Origin of the sequence: Pseudomonas sp. B21-047 (assembly GCF_024748775.1) — a bacterium.
In the GTDB taxonomy this organism is placed as follows: domain Bacteria; phylum Pseudomonadota; class Gammaproteobacteria; order Pseudomonadales; family Pseudomonadaceae; genus Aquipseudomonas; species Aquipseudomonas capeferrum.
This window is the reverse complement of sequence record NZ_CP087169.1, coordinates 3832622-3846518: the sequence shown is the minus strand read 5'-3', so window position 1 is coordinate 3846518 and position 13897 is coordinate 3832622. Positions and strand designations below refer to the sequence as shown.

Annotated in this window: 14 protein-coding genes; 9 read left to right on the top strand and 5 right to left on the bottom strand. The window is 64.6% G+C overall.

Annotated elements, in window-relative coordinates; translation table 11 throughout:
* Positions 1–8 precede the first annotated feature (8 nt).
* Entirely contained in the window at positions 9–2258 is a 2250-nt protein-coding gene (locus LOY26_RS17460) for an ATP-binding protein (protein WP_258713936.1), read from the bottom strand.
* A 295-nt stretch (positions 2259–2553) separates the two neighbouring features.
* Here LOY26_RS17460 and LOY26_RS17455 point away from each other — a divergent pair, with 295 nt between their 5' ends.
* From LOY26_RS17455 to LOY26_RS17425, 7 genes are all read left to right on the top strand, one after another.
* On the top strand, positions 2554–3081 hold the full coding sequence (locus LOY26_RS17455; RefSeq protein WP_258713935.1) for a spore coat U domain-containing protein: 528 nt from the start codon (positions 2554–2556) through the stop codon (positions 3079–3081).
* 30 nt (positions 3082–3111) lie between these two features.
* Positions 3112–3648, top strand: coding sequence for a spore coat U domain-containing protein (locus LOY26_RS17450; protein WP_258713934.1), 537 nt, complete (start codon positions 3112–3114; stop codon positions 3646–3648).
* A gap of 18 nt (positions 3649–3666) precedes the next feature.
* Positions 3667–4200 carry a spore coat protein U domain-containing protein gene (locus tag LOY26_RS17445; protein WP_186655029.1) on the top strand — a complete coding sequence of 178 codons (534 nt, stop codon included), beginning with the start codon at positions 3667–3669 and terminating at the stop codon, positions 4198–4200.
* Positions 4201–4203: 3 nt separating this feature from the next.
* Positions 4204–4707 carry a spore coat U domain-containing protein gene (locus LOY26_RS17440; RefSeq protein ID WP_186655027.1) on the top strand — a complete coding sequence of 168 codons (504 nt, stop codon included), beginning with the start codon at positions 4204–4206 and terminating at the stop codon, positions 4705–4707.
* Between the two features lie 39 nt (positions 4708–4746).
* The gene (locus LOY26_RS17435; protein ID WP_186663184.1) at positions 4747–5523 is read left to right on the top strand and encodes a molecular chaperone; all 777 of its coding nucleotides are present in this window, start codon (positions 4747–4749) and stop codon (positions 5521–5523) included.
* Positions 5524–5631: 108 nt separating this feature from the next.
* Positions 5632–7929: a fimbria/pilus outer membrane usher protein gene (locus LOY26_RS17430; protein WP_258714921.1), complete on the top strand. Its 2298-nt coding sequence runs from the start codon at positions 5632–5634 to the stop codon at positions 7927–7929.
* Positions 7926–8894 carry a spore coat U domain-containing protein gene (locus tag LOY26_RS17425; RefSeq protein ID WP_186655022.1) on the top strand — a complete coding sequence of 323 codons (969 nt, stop codon included), beginning with the start codon at positions 7926–7928 and terminating at the stop codon, positions 8892–8894. Before LOY26_RS17430 ends, LOY26_RS17425 begins: the two co-directional genes overlap by 4 nt.
* A gap of 16 nt (positions 8895–8910) precedes the next feature.
* On the opposite strand, the gene LOY26_RS17420 is transcribed toward LOY26_RS17425, so the two are convergent.
* The 3 genes from LOY26_RS17420 to LOY26_RS17410 are packed head-to-tail and all read right to left on the bottom strand — an operon-like array spanning position 8911 to position 11117.
* Positions 8911–10059, bottom strand: a complete 1149-nt coding sequence (locus LOY26_RS17420) for a M14-type cytosolic carboxypeptidase (protein ID WP_258713933.1) — start codon at positions 10057–10059, stop codon at positions 8911–8913.
* A 55-nt stretch (positions 10060–10114) separates the two neighbouring features.
* Positions 10115–10357: a hypothetical protein gene (locus tag LOY26_RS17415; protein WP_258713932.1), complete on the bottom strand. Its 243-nt coding sequence runs from the start codon at positions 10355–10357 to the stop codon at positions 10115–10117.
* Entirely contained in the window at positions 10350–11117 is a 768-nt protein-coding gene (locus LOY26_RS17410; protein WP_258713931.1) for a VacJ family lipoprotein, read from the bottom strand. The genes LOY26_RS17415 and LOY26_RS17410 overlap by 8 nt, the downstream gene beginning before the upstream one ends.
* Positions 11118–11285: 168 nt before the next feature.
* Here LOY26_RS17410 and LOY26_RS17405 point away from each other — a divergent pair, with 168 nt between their 5' ends.
* Both LOY26_RS17405 and LOY26_RS17400 read left to right on the top strand, forming a co-directional pair.
* Positions 11286–11996: a response regulator gene (locus LOY26_RS17405; RefSeq protein WP_186655011.1), complete on the top strand. Its 711-nt coding sequence runs from the start codon at positions 11286–11288 to the stop codon at positions 11994–11996.
* Positions 11993–13348: an ATP-binding protein gene (locus LOY26_RS17400; RefSeq protein WP_186654997.1), complete on the top strand. Its 1356-nt coding sequence runs from the start codon at positions 11993–11995 to the stop codon at positions 13346–13348. Before LOY26_RS17405 ends, LOY26_RS17400 begins: the two co-directional genes overlap by 4 nt.
* 14 nt (positions 13349–13362) lie before the next feature.
* On the opposite strand, the gene LOY26_RS17395 is transcribed toward LOY26_RS17400, so the two are convergent.
* On the bottom strand, positions 13363–13827 hold the full coding sequence (locus LOY26_RS17395) for a DUF1348 family protein (RefSeq protein ID WP_033699026.1): 465 nt from the start codon (positions 13825–13827) through the stop codon (positions 13363–13365).
* Positions 13828–13897: the final 70 nt, after the last annotated feature.

Here is a 13897-nt window from a genome sequence, read left to right as displayed (position 1 = left end):
CAGGGGCCTCATGTAGTCGCGGCGGGCCGCGGGAGGGTGAAGTGAAAACTGGCGCCCTGGTCGATCTGGCCTTGCGCCCAGACGCGGCCGTCATGGCGCTCGATGATGCGGCGTACGCTTGCCAGGCCGATCCCAGTGCCTTCGAAGTCTTCCATACGGTGCAGGCGCTGGAATACGCCGAACAGCTTGTTGGCGTAGGCCATGTCGAACCCCACGCCATTGTCGCGGATGCACACCTCGACTTCGCCCTGATGCACCTGGGCGCTGATTTCGATACGCGCCGGGTCACGCCCGCGGGTGTACTTGATGGCGTTGCCAATGAGGTTCTGCAGCGCCAGGTTGATGAACGCCGGGTCGGCAATCACCTTCGGCAGCGTGGCGATATCCCAGACGATTTCGCGGCCCTGGTAGTCCGGGGCCAGCTCGGTGCGAATGGCGTCGACCAGGGCATTGAGGTCGACATCCGACAGGCGCAGGGCCGAGCGGCCCATCTGCGAGAAGTTCAGCAGGTTGTCCACCAGGCTGCCGGCAAAATGCGCCGCTTCTTCTATATGCTGCAAAAAACGTCGACCGCGTTCGCTCAGGCCCTGGCCCTCGATCTCGCCCAGCAGCTCGGTGTAGCCGGCGATATGCCGCAAGGGCGCTCGCAGGTCGTGGGACACGCTGTAGGAAAAGGCTTCGAGTTCCTTGTTCGAACGGCGCAGCTCGCCTGCCAGTTGCGCCAGCTCTTCGGCCTTGCGCAGGACGATGCCCAGCACGGCGGTGCGCAGTTCAACCACACCTTCGACGATCAAAGGGTCCCAGGGTTGGCAATAACCGCGCACGTCCTCCTGCCAGCGTTCGAAGCTGTGCCGCGGGTCCAGCTGGCCTTGCGGGCCGAGCTGTTTCGCAGGCTGCCCGGCCCAGTTCACCGTGCGCACTTGTTCAGGGCGGAACCACACCAGGTAGTGCGAATGGATTTGTGAGATGGCCACCGCCAGCACACCGCCGGCATGGGCCGCCAGCTCAGGCAACTCGTCGATGTCGCGGCGTACGTTGTCGCTGTGGAATACCGTGTCTTCACCGCGCTGGGCCAACCAATGCACCAGCGCCGTGACTTGCGCTTGCGGTGGCGTCTTGCCGATCAGGTCGCAGCGGTCGGCCGAGATCACCGCAGCGCCGCAGGCGTCGGCGAACTCCAGCAAGACCTCGGGCAGGTCGCGCAGGCCGTCACTGACGCTGTCATGGTCGGCCATCGACGAAATCATGCGCACGATGTGCTGGCGCAGGTCGAGCAGTTTGCGCGTGCTGGCGTGGGACTCGCGCGATTCGATCTGCAGCGACAGCACGCTGGCCAGCAGCTCGCAGGCGGTGCGAGTAGGCAGGCCCACCGGGCGCGGCTGATCGTGGTGACAGGACACCAGCCCCCACAGCTGCCCGTCGACCACGATCGACAGCGACATCGACGCCAGGGTGCCCATGTTGCGCATGTATTGCAGGTGCACCGGCGACACGCTGCGCAGCGCAGCGAAGCTCATGTCCAGTGCCTTGCCGGTACGCGGGTTGGCGGCAGGCACCAGCGGCGAGGGCTGGTAGTTGGCGTCTTCGATCACGCGGATACGGTTGACCCGATACAGCTCGCGGGCCTGGCGCGGGATGTCCGAAGCGGGGAAGCACAGGCCCAGGTAGCTGGGGTAGCCTGGGTCGGCCACCTCGGCCAGCACCTGACCGTTGCCTTCGCTGTCGAAACGGTACGCCTTGACCCGGCCAAAACCGGTGATGCGCTTGAGCTGTTGCACCGACTGCTGCAGCAACTCCTCAAGGCTGGCAGCCAGGTGCAGGTTACCGACAAAGCTGCGCACCAGTGGGTAGTAATCACCTTGCTCGGCTGCGTTCGCCAGCCTGCGCACCGGCTCGAACTCAACGATCAGCACCTGGTCGTGACGGTGGGCCATTACGCGCAATGGCTCGGTGCAGGGGGCGCCCTGGCGCAGGCGTACATCGCCTATATGGAAAGGAAAGGCCTCGTCGTCGGGCAGGCGCGCCAGGTGCGCCCGTACATCGAAGGCGTCACTGACCAGGTCGGCAACCGTGCGGCCCAGCAGTTCCCTGGCCGGCAAGCCGAGCCAGCGCTCGGTGTTCTCGCTGGCCTGGAGGATGCGCAGGTCGGTTTCGTCCAGCACCAGCAGAAACCCGTGGGGCTGGATGCTGCCAGGCACCTGGATAGGCTCCTGGGCACAGCGCTCTGCGGCCTCGGCGAATGGGTTGTCTGCAGTCATCAATGAAAACGCTCCTGTCATGCCTGTCCGTGCATGCCGCATCTGTCTGGCACGGGATGAGAGTAGCCATGCACCGTACCAGAATGTCGGCTGATTTGCCGGCTCATGGCCATTGGAGGCACTGTGCGACGAGGGGTTCGCTGATGAAGAAGATTTTTTCCTGACGGCTGTCGAGGAGTGGCCTTGAACACGCGCTATCGCTTTCTCGCTAATACCAAAAAATGGCTTGAAGCCATCAATGATATTCCAACGCGCTGCTACGCTCAGGTGAGCACACAGCGACAAGGATTATCAAGTGACGGAACGCTTTGTGGCCGCGTTGTTGGGCCTGATGTTGAGCGGCAGTGCCGTAGCGGCTGACTTTCTCGTGGAAGTACGGGTGCTGGTGCAGCGCGGCTGCATGCTCGTCAACCAGACGCGCGACGCTGGCGCACAAGCGTTGGGTCGGATCGAACTGGGTAGCGCTGCGCGTCTGGATGGCCCTGATGCGCCCTTGAGCGGTGTACTCCTCAACCAACGGCCGCCACGCCTTGAATGCAACCCTGACACGCCCTACCAGGTGCGGGTCGATGGCGGCCAGCATGGTGGCGCAGGTGAGCTGCGCTTTCTGGCCAACGACGACGCCAAGGCCCGGCCCATTCCTTATCGCTTGTACCGCGACGCTGCCTGGCGCGAACCGGTTGCGGTCGATGTGGCGCATTCGGCACGGGTGCCGGACAGCGGGTCCATTGAACTGCCGTTATACGCCCGTATCGACAAACTGGCCTGGGTACCACGGGCAGGCCTGTATGGCGACCTGCTCAAGATCACGGTCACCTGGTAGGGACGCCACCATGCACAAGGACGCGACGCCATGAACCGCACCTCGATCCTGCTGCTTACCTTTGGCCCACTGCTGTTGCCCGGCGGTATGGCCCATGGCACCACCACCGGTTTCATCCAGGCACGGTTGGTGATCAGCGCGGCCTGCCAGATCAGCAGCGGCACCGATCAACCCGCGACTCTGGGCAACCCCGGCCTGATGGACTTCGGTGAACGCGGCCCGAACTGGGACCAGCCACTGCGCAGCCGGGTCGACGAAGTGGCTGGTGAAGGCAGCTTGCAGATCAGCTGCACGCCCGAGGTGCGGGCCTTCAATGTGCGGATCAATGGCGGCTTGAATGGCAGCGACGGTGTGCGACGCCTGAGCAACGGCCGTGAACTGATCCCTTATCAACTGGCGGTAGACCCAGGCGGCAACAGCCGCTACGGCATCGGCCAGGCGCGCGCCTTCACCATCAGCAGCACCCAGCAGATTCCGATTCCGATTTACGGTGTGGTGGTGGCGCAACCGCGCGCGCTGCCTGCCGGGCTGTACCGCGACACCCTGAGAGTGACCCTGGACTGGTAACCACGCAAGGAGACTCCGATGCGAACGAACCTTACCCACTGCATCCTCGCCGGCCTCGGTTTGGCCTTGGCTTCCCAGGCCCAGGCCGCCACGGTGACCGGCAACATCACCTCGACGCTGACACTGATCTCGGCCTGCCAGGTCAACGGCAGTTCCGCGAGTTCAGGGTTGAACTTCGGTGCCCTCGACTTCGGTACCCAGGATGCTCTGTTCGGCACCGCCAACGCACAGGTGCTTGGCGGTAGCGGTGGCGCCATGAGCATCCTGTGCTCGGCGGGCACCATACCGGCGATCCGCGTGCGGGCCGGTACCAACGATGGCCAGTCCAGCGGCGGCACGCGTGCGCTCGCCGACGGTGCCGGCAACTTCGTGCCGTATGACTTCTACACCGACACCGGGCGCACTCAGGTGCTGGATATCGACGGCACCATCACCTTGCCGACCAGCACCGGCGTGGCGCAGACCGTCAACCTGTACGGCCAGGCACGCGGCAAGGCGGGGCTGCCGGCGGGGGTGTACACCGACACCGTGGCGGTCGAGCTGACGTTCTGAGCCATGCGCGCCTGGCTGGCAGGTGGCCTCACGGGTATCGCTGTGCTGCTGGCGACGCCCCTGGGTGCGGCGCCCACCAGCACGTTCCAGGTGTCTGCACAGATCGTCGCCGGCTGCCTGGTGGTCGGGGGCGTGAGCAATTACGGGGCCCTCAACTTCGGCACCGAGTCGGCGCTGGCCAGCGGTACCCTGAGCACCTCGCTGGGGGGCAGCACGGTGACCTTCCAGTGCACCCCAGGCGTGGCCTTGAGCATGAGCCTGGACGGCGGGCAGAACAACGCCAGCGGCACCCGCAACCTCAAACGCACGGGCGGCACGCAAGTGCTGGCCTACCAGTTGTACCGCGACGCGGCCTACAGCCAAGCCTTTGGCATCGGCCAGAGCGTGGCGGTCAGTTACACCGACCCCATGGCGATCAAGTTGCCGGTGTATGGCCGAACCCAGTTGACCGGCACGCTGCCGGCAGGGACCTACACCGATGTAGTGCAAGTGACGGTGACCTGGTGAAACAGCCGGCACCAATGACAGCAATCTAAGGAGAGTGGCATGGGGGCAGGCGCGAAGTGGGCGCATGGTTTGATCGGGTTGTTGCTGCTGGCAAGCCTGCCGGCGGGGGCCGCCACCTCGGTGCTGATCTGGCCGATTGATCCGGTGCTGGAGGCCGACCAGAAGGCCGGTGCGCTGTGGCTGGAAAACCGCGGCAGCGCCCCGGCCAACTTGCAGGTGCGGGTGTTCGCCTGGCGCCAGGGGGATTACCAGGAGCAGTTTCAGCCGCAGCGAGACATCATTGGCAGCCCGCCAGTGGCCAACATCGCCCCCGGGCAGAAGCAGCTGATTCGCCTGACCCGCACCGGCAGCTCGCCCGCCGGCCAGGAGCAGGCCTATCGCATCATCATCGATGAAATCCCCCCGGCGATACCGGCCGACCCCGCCAGCCAGGGCGCCACGGCCGCCATCCGCCTGCAGATGCGCTACTCGGTGCCGCTGTTCGTCTACGGCGAAGGCTTGTGGGGCAAGGCCGATCCCGAGGGCAAGCGCAACGCCGAGGGCGTGGGCAAGCCGCAATTGAGCTGGCGCGCGGTGACGGTGCAGGGCAAGCCCTACGTGGAACTGCGCAACACCGGCCCGGTGCATGCGCGCCTGACCGACATGGTGGTGCAGCAGGGCAGCCAAAGCAAACCATTGGCCGAAGGCCTGCTGGGCTATGTGCTGCCCGGTGCCAGCATGCGCTGGCCTGCACCACTGGCGCCGAGCGCCGGCAGCGTGCTCAAGGGGCGGGTCAATGGCCAGAGCGCGGCGGATGCCATCCGCCAAGGGCAATGAGCCAGCAATTGAATGAAGGGCAGGGGCCAGGGAGGACCCGGCAATGGTTGGAAACCGTGTGTGAACTGGCTGTCGGCGACAACGCGCCGCTGGTGCCTGGGGCTGACCATGTTCGGCCCCTGCCTGGTGCTGGCCAACGACCTGCCGCCACCGCCAACGGAGATGTCCGCCACCGCCGATGCCACGCTGTACCTCGACCTGCTGGTGAACCAGATGCCCAAGGCTGAGCTGGTGCCCGTGCAACAACGGGCCGGGCGCCTGTACCTGGGCAGCGATGTGTTGCGGGCTGCCGGTATCAGCCTGCCGGGCGAGCCCCAGGGCGAACTGGCCCTGGATGCGGTGCCAGGCCTGCACACCGACTACGACAGCGCGAACCAACGCCTGCTGTTGCAAGTACCGCCCGCCTGGCTGCCGGGCCAACAGGTCGGCGACCGCAGCCTGTACCCGGCCAGCGATGCACGCAGCAGCTTCGGCGTGTTGTTCAACTACGACCTGTACCTCAACGATACCGATGAAGGCGGCACCTACCTGGCGGCCTGGAATGAAGTGCGCCTGTTCGATAGCTGGGGAACCTTCTCCAGCACCGGTCAGTGGCGTCAGTCGTTCAATGGTGCGCAGGCCGACCAGACGCGCCAGGGCTTCCTGCGTTACGACAGCACCTGGCGCTTCACGGATGAACAACGCCTGCTCAGTTACGAAGCCGGTGATTTCGTCACCGGTGCTTTGCCCTGGACCAGCTCGGTGCGGGTCGGCGGCCTGCAACTGTCGCGAGACTTCGGCGCCCGTCCCGACCTGGTCACCTACCCACTGCCTGCATTCGCCGGAGAGGCGGCGGTGCCGACCTCGCTCGACCTGTTCATCAACGGCTACAAGTCCAGTACTACCGAGCTGCAGCCGGGCCCTTACACCCTGACCAACGTGCCGTTCATCAACGGCGCCGGCGAGGCAGTGGTGGTGACCACCGACGCCCTTGGCCGGCAGGTGTCGACCACGCTGCCGTTCTATGTCACCAGCAGCCTGCTGCAAAAAGGTCTGTCGGACTTTTCGGTAGCTGCCGGTAGCCTGCGCCGCGACTACGCGGTGCGCGACTTCAGCTACGGCCCAGGCGTCGCCTCGGGCAGCTTGCGCTATGGCCTGAGTGACAGCTTTACCCTCGAAAGCCACATCGAAACCTCTGAATCGCTTTTGCTGGGCGGGCTGGGTGGCAACATGCGAGTGGGCAACTTCGGGGTGCTCAACGCGGCCTTGGCGCAGAGCCAGTTCGAGGGCGAGAAGGGCCATCAGGTCGCCCTCGGCTACCAGTACAACAGCCAGCGCATCGGCTTCAGCTACCAACGCCTGCAGCGCTATGGCGACTATGCCGACCTGTCACGGGTCGACAGCCCGGACATGCAGCTGAGCCAACGCAGCGAGCAGGCCACTGTCAGCTTCAACCTCAACGAATACGGCAGCCTCGGCGCCGGCTATTTCGATGTCCGGGCCGGGGACGGTTCGCGCACCCGGCTGATCAACCTCAGCTGGAGCAAGTCGCTATGGGGCAACACCAGCATCTACCTGTCGGGCAACCGCGAGGTTGGTGACAGCCAGTGGGCCGTGCAGGCGCAACTGGTGATTCCGTTCGACTTCAATGGCACCTTGGCCATGAGTGTGGAGCGCAGCAAGGAAGGCGAGGACCTGCAGCGGGTCAATTACAGCCGTGCGGTGCCGGTGGGCGGTGGTGTCGGCTACAACCTGGGTTACGCCACCGGTGGCAACCGCGATGCCTACCGCCAGGCCGATGTCACCTGGCGCCTGCAGTCGGTGCAGTTGCAGGCCGGTGTGTATGGCAGCAGTGGCGAGATGACCCGTTGGGCTGATGCCAGTGGCTCACTGGTGTGGATGGACGCCGGGGTGTTCGCCGCCAACCGCATCGACGACGCCTTCGTAGTAGTCAGCACCAATGGCTATGCCGATGTGCCGGTGCGCTACGAAAATCAGCAGATCGGCCGCACCGACAGCAATGGCCATCTGCTGGTGCCTTACAGCAGCGGCTACTACCGGGGCAAGTATGAAATCGACCCGATGGACCTGCCGCCCGACATCCTGGCGCCGGAAGTGGAGCAACGCGTGGCGGTCCGTCGGGGCAGTGGTTACTTGCTGGAGTTCCCGATCAATCGTGTGCTGGCGGCGAGCATTGAACTGGTGGATGGCAACCAGCAGGTGATCAAACTCGGCAGCCGCGTGACCCATGAGGAAAGTGGCAGCCAGGCCGTGGTTGGCTGGGATGGGTTGGTCTACCTGGAGAACCTGTCGCCGCACAACCGCCTGCAAGTTGCGCTGGAGGGGGGCGGGCATTGCCAGGTTGAATTCGACCTGCCTGAAAGTGCAGGGTCGATCCCCTTGATTGGCCCATTGGTGTGCCGATGAAGGCCTGGCAGCGAAGGTTATGGGCCAGCGCGCTGCTGCTGCCGGCAGGTGTGGCATGGGGCAAATGCACGTCAGTGCCAACGGTGCCCGCGACATTTGGCACCATCAGTTCGACCTTGGTGCGCAGCACGGTACAGACCGCTTTCAGCAGCAATTCGGGGTTGCAGTGCAACGGCTCGGTGCTCAGCGTGCTCGGCAGCGGCGATACCTTCAAAGCGACCATACTTCCGGCCACAGGTGGCTTGGTCGGCCCCACAGGCGACGTCATCCCCTACACGTTGTATGCCGACAGCAGCACCAACTACCCGATCACCCGGGGCGTGGCCTTCGATTTCGCCCGCAACGGCATTCTCGACCTGCTCGGGTTGCTCAATGGTACGCCCAAGGCGGTACCGATCTACATGCGGACCCAGATCGGCAGTAACGTTGCGGCGGGGCTTTATCAGGAAACGCTGAGCGTCGGCTGGGCCTGGAACTATTGCGACGGCATCGGCATTGGCGGCTTGTGCATTGGGCGCGACAACAGTTCTGGCACCCAGCCGCTCACGGTCAGCCTGACGGTGAGCAACGACTGCCAGATCACCACCCCCGCCATCAGTTTCGGCAGTGCACCCGTGGTATCGGGGTTTGCCACGGTGAACCAGGGCGTAAGCCTGACATGCACCAAGGGTACCAGCTACACGGTGGGGCTGGATGACGGGCAGAACGTGTCTGGCGGGCGGCGCAGGATGAAATCTGCAGCCAACAACTACCTGGCCTACGATATTTTCAAGAGCGCCAGCGCGGTGCGCTGGGGCTCGGTCACCGGTGACCGGCGTTCGAGCAGTGACGCCGACATCAACCCGGGGGCTGGCACCGGCACGGGCAGCCAGGTGTTCAACTACAACGCCAAGGTGTACACCGACCAGGCCACACCGCCGGCGGCCACCTATACCGACAATGTGACGCTGGATGTGCAGTTTTAGCGGTCGGCCCTTGCGATCAACGCAGGTCGTCAACCATTTTCAGCAACGTCTCCAGCACAGCCCCGGCCAATGCCTTCGACCGCGCCCCCGACCACCCGGCAACCGGATCAGGCGCATCGTCATGGTCCTTGAACGGCATCTCCAGCGTCAGTGACAGGCAGTCATGGGACATCCCCACGGCATTGCACGCCAGCGTGGTATTGGCCTGCCCAGGCTCATCGCGCGTGTAGCCATGCACGGTCTGGAAGTCAGGCGTCACGCTGCACAGCGTGCTACGGAACTGTTCCTCCAGCGTCGCCAGGCGTGGCGTGTAACCGGGGTTGCCTTCACACGCTGCGGTGAACACGTGGGGGATTTCTTCATCCCCATGCACATCGATGAATGCATCCACGCCGTACTGCTTCATCTGCGCCTGGGCAAAGAATACCTCGGGGCTGAGTTCGACGCTGGCGTCCTGCCAGGCGCGGTTGAGGTCCTTGCCTTTGAAATTGGTGCGCAGATGCCCGAGGAAGGCACCGTCCGGGTTCATGTTGGGGATCAGGTACAGGTCGGCTTTTTCCAGGAGTTGCCGCACCTTGTCATCGTTTGCTTGCAGGCGGTCGATCACGCCCTCCATGAACCACTCGGCCATGTGTTCGCCCGGGTGCTGTTGGGCGATCAGCCACAGCTTGCGTTTGCCGGGTGCGCCGTTGCCGGCACGCAGCAAAGGGATGTCACGGCCCTGCACGCTGCGGCCGCATGCCAGCAGCTCGACCCCCGGAATTTGCCGTGCGCGTTCGATCAGTTGGTTGTGGCGGGCGCGAGGGTAAGGTTGGAAGTAGGCGAACCAGACCTGTTCGTGCTCAGCGTTCAGCTCGAACGACAAGGCCTTGCCATCGAACTGGCTGGGTACGCGGAACCAGGCCTGCTGGTCGTAGGAGGCCACCGCGTTGTAGCCGGCCCAGGCCTGCTTGTACGACGATTCGGAGGCGTTATCCAGGCTGAAGCGATGGACCTGCCCCGGTGTCAGCCCGCTGACCTTGAAGTGAAACCACTGGAAGTGGCCGCTGTGGGTGTCCGGGCGGATGGCCAGGTGCACCTGGGCAGGGTTGCTGGCATCCAGTACCTGGATGTTGCCGGAATCGAAATCGCAGTCGATCTGCAGGGGGGACAGCGTCACGGTCATCGCCGGGCTCCTTGACGGGCTTTGTTGTGGGGTTACTGTACACCGAAAAACGCCATCAGCATGGCTCGCCTTCTGCGCCTTCCCTGGCCATCCACTTCAACAGCGTTGCGATGGGCACGCGGCGGTGCACTTCTTGCCGCTGCTGCGCAGCTGCCTCGCCAGAGCGTTCGCGATAGCGGCTGATGATCAGGTCCCGGCCATCCTCGGAGACCCGGGCCTCCAGTTCGTGTAGCAACTGTTGCCGCGCGTTGCTCTCCAGGCGCCTGAACAGTACCACGGGTGGTTGTGCATCACGCATCGGCCGGCACCCCCTGGCAGCGCGCTGGCTGGTCAGCTTTGCCCTCGGCCACCCGCTCGGCACGCTGCTGGGCAGTGTAGTCGCGCACGGCCTGATAGTAGTCTGGCTGAGTGCGCAGCCTGTCGGTCAGCGGCAGCACGTCGGCGCGGCCATCCACCAGCCCACCTGCCGTTGCCGCGTTGCCCAGGGTGTCGACCGTGTCGCTGTTGTCGCCAAACGGCGCGACTGCAATGCCTAGCACCCTGCCGGTTGCATCGCGCAGGTTGTGCGTGCCGAGCAACGGCAGTTCGACGATCGGGCCATCGGCAATGTTCCACACACCGAAGGTCTGGCCAAAGTCCGAGGTGTGTCGGGCCAGCCCCATCTTCCCGGACACATCGACCAGGCCTGCCACGCCCAGGGTCGTGTTGAAGGTGAAGCGTGCAAGGCTGGTCATTGCCCGCTCGCCATTGCCTTGCAGCAGGTCGTTGAGAAAGACCTTGGGCTCGCCGAAGTTGGCGACGAAGTTGTGCACGCCCTGCTGGGTGAAATCAGGCAATGCGCTATAGCCACGGGCGATGGGTGCCAGCAGGTAGTCATCGACACTTCGGTTGAAGGCGAACACGGCGCGGTTGGCGGGTTCGGCGGGGTCGCTGAGTTGATAGGCCACAGGCCCGCAGGCACTGGCAGGCGGCCGCTGACTGCAGCCCGCGGCGGCGAGCAGTGACAGGGCGAGTAGGGCATTGCGGGCTGAAGACCAGGCATGGGGGAGGGTGGGCATGGGCGCATTCCTGACAAGAACTGGCGCCGATGGTGTGGCCGATTGATTGCCTGGGAATGTCCGGATTGCTTCGCGGTTGTCACTTTGTTTCTGGGTTGAAATATATGACGGCAGCTGCGCGATGGCCGTACAGTAAGCCTTTACTGTCCCTGTTCGCGGTGCCCCGGTGTGAGCCATTTGCTGATTGTCGACGATGATGTCGAAGTACTCGACCTGCTGCAGAAGTTTCTCCGTCAGCATGGTTACGAAGTCGATGTGGCCAGTGATGGCAAAGGCCTTTGGCAGGCGCTCGAACGGCGGGTGCCAGACCTAGTCATTCTTGATGTGATGCTGCCGGGCGACAGCGGCCTGGTGCTGTGCCAGCGCTTGCGTGCCGAATACAAGGTAGCGGTGATCATGCTCACCGCCATGGGCGAGCTGAGCGACCGTGTGGTCGGGCTGGAGCTGGGCGCGGACGACTACCTGACCAAGCCGTTCGCTGCCCGTGAGCTGTTGGCCAGGGTGCGGGCGGTGCTGCGCCGTGCAGGCGAAAGCGCGAGCAGCCCACCCGCTGACGTGCGTACGGTACTTGAGTTCTCGGGCTGGCAACTGGAGGTACTGCGCCGTGAGTTGCGCTCGCCAGAGGGCGTGCTGATCCCCTTGTCCACGGGCGAATTCGAACTGCTGCTGGTGTTTGCCGAGCACCCCAGGCGCGTGCTCAGCCGCCAGCAATTGCTGGACCTGGCGCGGGGTAAAGCGCACGAAGCCTATGATCGAAGCATCGATGTGCAGGTGAGCCGGCTGCGGCGCAAGCTTGAGCGCGATGACGACTGCGAGCCGCTGATCCGCACCTTGCGCAACGTCGGCTACCTGTTCAGCGCCAGCGTGAACAAACGATGAGCCCGCTCGCCTGGGTGCGCAAGGCGCTGCCGCGACCGCGGGTCACCATCGCCCGCTGGATTGCACTCACCACCCTGGCTGCCATGCTTAGCCTGCTGCTGCTCAAGTGGCTGTTCAGTGTGCTGCTCAGTGTGTGGGCGCAACCGCCGTTGCTGGAAAGCGGCCTGATCGACAAGGTTGCCTCGGTCGCCCGCATGATCGACGCCGCGCCTGCGGCGCAGCGGCCGGCCCTGGCCAGCGCAGCGGGTGATGCGGCCTACAGCGTGCAATGGCTGCGGCGGCATGCCGACGCTGGGTTGCCGACCCTGGCCGATAGCGAATTTCGCGAAGGCGCGCCGACCTTGCGTGCGCTGTTGAAGCGCCCGGATGCGCAGATCGAGGTCTTCGGACCGCAGGATCTGCCCGCGCAGGCGCAGCAGCGTGGGTATGCCCTGCTGATCGAACTGTCGGACAAGTCGTGGCTGCTGTATCGCGCCAGCGACCGCAGCTGGGGGCTGGATGAACTGCCGCGCAACCTGATCATTCTGGCGTTGATGATTGCCTCCAGCCTGGCCTTGGCGCTGCTCGCCACGCGTTACCTCGCCCAGCCTCTGGAGCGTTTCGCCGAAGGGGCGCGGCGCTTTGGCAAGGACTTCAACGCGCCGCCGATACCGGTAGTCGGCCCTTACGACCTGCGCCGGGCCATCCTTGCCTTCAACGCCACGCAGGCCCAGCTCAAGCACTTTCTCGATGACCGCACGCAAATGCTCGCCGCCATCTCCCATGACCTGCGCGCCCCGCTGACCCGCATGCGCCTGCGCGCCGAGTTCATCGAGGACAGTGAACTGCAGGCCAAGTTGTTCAAGGACGTGGACGAGATGCAGGCGATGGTCGACGCCGCACTGCAGTTCTTCCGTGACGATGCGCGGCTGGAGCCGAGCACGGCGTTTGACCTGGGTGAATTGCTGTCGACGGTGGTGGATGACTTCAGGGATGCAGGCCTGGACATCCGCCTCAGCGGCCCGCGCCGCTGCGTCTATGCGGGCCGGCCCATCGGCATCAAACGGGTGGTGGTGAACCTGATCGACAACGCAGTGAAGTACGGCTGTGAGCCGACCGTGCAGTTGCACGTTGCTGACGAGCACCTCGTCATTGCGGTGCTTGACCGAGGGCCGGGCATTGCTGAGCCGCTCCAGGCGCGCGTTTTCGAGCCTTTCTACCGCATCGAAGGCTCGCGCAACAAGGACACCGGCGGGGTGGGCCTTGGCTTGCCGGCGGCACGCGCCATCGTGCTGGAGCAGGGCGGCAGCGTGACCCTGAGCAACCGCCAGGGCGGCGGGCTTGAGGTCAGGGTCACACTGCCGGTCGGTTGACCGGGCCGCCGTGCTCAGAGCCCCAGGTCACTGAGGCCAGGGTGATCGTCCGGGCGCCGGCCCAGGGGCCAGTGGAACTTGCGATCCGCTTCGGCTATGGGTTGCTCATTGATACTCGAATGGCGGTTGTGCATCAGGCCATCGTCGGCGAACTCCCAGTTCTCGTTACCATACGCGCGGAACCATTGGCCGCTGTCATCGTGGTACTCGTAGGCGTAACGCACGGCAATGCGGTTGCCGGTGAAGGCCCACAGCTCCTTGATCAGGCGATACTCCAGCTCATGGTTCCACTTGCGTGTCAGAAAGGCCTGCACCTCGGCCCGGCCACGGGGGAACTCGACGCGGTTACGCCACACCGTATCGGGCGTGTAGGCGAGTGCCACCTTGGCCGCGTCGCGGCTGTTCCAGCCGTCTTCGGCGAGGCGGACTTTTTCGATGGCGGTTTCGCGGGTGAAGGGGGGCAGCGGTGGGCGGGGCATCGTAGGCACTCCTGAGGTGATTTGCACCTGTTCAGAGTAGTCACCGAGTCTGGTGAGGAGAATGGGTGCG

Bases quoted from the DNA above. Each gene is read 5' to 3' on its own strand.
- LOY26_RS17460 (WP_258713936.1), bottom strand. From the start codon at position 2,258: ATGACTGCAGACAACCCATTCGCCGAGGCCGCAGAGCGCTGTGCCCAG.
- LOY26_RS17400 (WP_186654997.1), top strand. From the start codon at position 11,993: ATGAGCCCGCTCGCCTGGGTGCGCAAGGCGCTGCCGCGACCGCGGGTC.
- LOY26_RS17425 (WP_186655022.1), top strand. From the start codon at position 7,926: ATGAAGGCCTGGCAGCGAAGGTTATGGGCCAGCGCGCTGCTGCTGCCG.
- LOY26_RS17420 (WP_258713933.1), bottom strand. From the start codon at position 10,059: ATGACCGTGACGCTGTCCCCCCTGCAGATCGACTGCGATTTCGATTCC.
- LOY26_RS17435 (WP_186663184.1), top strand. From the start codon at position 4,747: ATGGGGGCAGGCGCGAAGTGGGCGCATGGTTTGATCGGGTTGTTGCTG.
- LOY26_RS17445 (WP_186655029.1), top strand. From the start codon at position 3,667: ATGCGAACGAACCTTACCCACTGCATCCTCGCCGGCCTCGGTTTGGCC.
- LOY26_RS17395 (WP_033699026.1), bottom strand. From the start codon at position 13,827: ATGCCCCGCCCACCGCTGCCCCCCTTCACCCGCGAAACCGCCATCGAA.
- LOY26_RS17430 (WP_258714921.1), top strand. From the start codon at position 5,632: ATGTTCGGCCCCTGCCTGGTGCTGGCCAACGACCTGCCGCCACCGCCA.
- LOY26_RS17450 (WP_258713934.1), top strand. From the start codon at position 3,112: ATGAACCGCACCTCGATCCTGCTGCTTACCTTTGGCCCACTGCTGTTG.
- LOY26_RS17410 (WP_258713931.1), bottom strand. From the start codon at position 11,117: ATGCCCACCCTCCCCCATGCCTGGTCTTCAGCCCGCAATGCCCTACTC.
- LOY26_RS17415 (WP_258713932.1), bottom strand. From the start codon at position 10,357: ATGCGTGATGCACAACCACCCGTGGTACTGTTCAGGCGCCTGGAGAGC.
- LOY26_RS17440 (WP_186655027.1), top strand. From the start codon at position 4,204: ATGCGCGCCTGGCTGGCAGGTGGCCTCACGGGTATCGCTGTGCTGCTG.